The 1,796-nt window shown below is 72.2% G+C and carries 2 protein-coding genes; both read right to left on the bottom strand.

The features are described from left to right. Positions 1-71 precede the first annotated feature (71 nt). On the bottom strand, positions 72-440 hold the full coding sequence (locus FKV24_RS10950; protein WP_111265413.1) for a hypothetical protein: 369 nt from the start codon (positions 438-440) through the stop codon (positions 72-74). Positions 441-497: 57 nt separating this feature from the next. After that, a partial coding sequence (locus FKV24_RS10955; protein WP_141482409.1) for a trypsin-like peptidase domain-containing protein occupies positions 498-1,796 on the bottom strand: 1,299 nt, incomplete at its 5' end.

Genomic DNA, 1,796 nt, shown 5'->3' on the forward strand with positions numbered 1-1,796 from the left:
CGCGCCCGGGGGCCGGGCCGCCGTCGCCGTCGTCGGGCTGCGGCCTTGGGGTCTCCTCGCTCACCCGCGACTTACTTGTTGCCGTTGTTGCTGCTGGCGAGCTTGGCGAGGATGAAGCCGGCCGCGAAGGCGACTCCGAACGAGGCCAGCGGGCGCTCGCGGACCAGCTCGGCGGCGCTGTCGATCAGGTCGCGGCTCTTGTCCATCAGTGCGTCCATCTGCTCGCGTGCGGCGCCGCCGGCTTCCTCGGCGGCGGCCAGCCCGGCCAGGGCGCTGTCGGCCAGGTCGGCCTTGACGTTGGCGCGGCCGAGCTTGAGCTCGTCGCCGGCGGCGCCGGCGGCGTTGCGTACCGCCTCGCGGGTGTCCTGCGCGGCCTGCTTGACGTGGCTGCCGGCGTCGCCGAGGTGGCTCTTCATCGATTCTGTCGAGGTGGGGCTCATCGCAATTCCTTGTGGTCTCGGTGGGGAAGTGGCGTGTCGCCGGCGGGGCGCCGCCGTTCAGCGCATCAGCGCGTTGTAGGGGCGGCCGCCGCGGACGACGCGGAGTACCAACTGTGCCGGAGAGCGCGTGAAGCTGGCGCGGAAGCCGGGCAGGTCGTCGAAGCGGCCGCTGTTGGCGGCGACCACCACGTCGCCCGCGCGCAGGCCGCTGCCGGCCGCGCGGCTGCCGTTGGCGACCGACTCGACCAGCACGCCGTTGGCGCCGGCCTGGCGCAGGCGCTCGGGCAGCTCGGCGAACACGGCGCCGTCCAGGCGCTCGTCCAGATCGACGCCGGCCAGGGTGCGCGGTTGCTCGCGCAGTTCCACCTGCAACGTCATCGGTTCACCGTCGCGGCGGATGTCCAGCGCGACCCGCGAACCGACCCGCTGCAGGCCCTCGAAGTTGCGCAAGGCGTCCGGGCCGTCGATGCGCTGGTCGTCGGCGGCGACGATCACATCGCCCAGCTCGACCCCGGCGGCGGCCGCGGCCGAACCGCTGTAGACCCGGTTGACCAGCGCGCCGCGGGCGTCGTCCAGGCCCAGGCCCTGGGCGAGCTGGCGGGTGACCGGCTGGGTCTCGACCCCGAACGCGCCGCGGATCACCACGCCGTCGTTGGCGATCAACTGGTCCATGATGTTGCGCGCCAGCCCGGTCGGGATCGCGAAGCTCAGGCCGATGTTGCCGGCCATGCTGCCGCGCGGGTTGAAGCTGGCGGTATTGATGCCGACCAGTTCGCCGTTGAGGTTGACCAGGGCGCCGCCGGAGTTGCCCGGGTTGATCGAGGCGTCGGTCTGGATGAAGTTCTGGAAGCCCAGTCCGCGCAGGCCCGAGCGGCCGACCGCGGAGACGATGCCCGAGGTCACCGTCTGGCCGATCCCGAACGGGTTGCCGACCGCGACCACGAAGTCGCCGACCCGCAGGGTGTCGGCGCTGACCAGCGGCAGCGCGGCGAGGCCGTCGGCCTTGACCTGCATCACCGCGATGTCGGTGTCCGGATCGGAGCCGACGAAGTTCGCCGACAGGGTGCGGCCGTCGGCCAGGGTCACCGACACCTCGTCGGCGCCCTCGATGACGTGGTGATTGGTCAGGATGTAGCCGTTGCCGGCATCGACGATCACCCCCGAACCCAGCGATTCGTTGATCCGCTCCTGGGTCAGCTCGGGGAACATCCGCCGGAACATCGGGTCGTTGCCGAACGGGCTGACCCGCACCCGCTGCTTGGTGTGCACGCTGACCACCGCCGGGGTGACCCGGGCCAGCATCGGCGCCAGCGACGGCAACGGCTGGCCGTTGACCGCCGTGGGCAGCGCGCCGAC

It is taken from the genome of Marilutibacter maris (assembly GCF_006546735.2).
Taxonomy (GTDB): domain Bacteria; phylum Pseudomonadota; class Gammaproteobacteria; order Xanthomonadales; family Xanthomonadaceae; genus Marilutibacter; species Marilutibacter maris.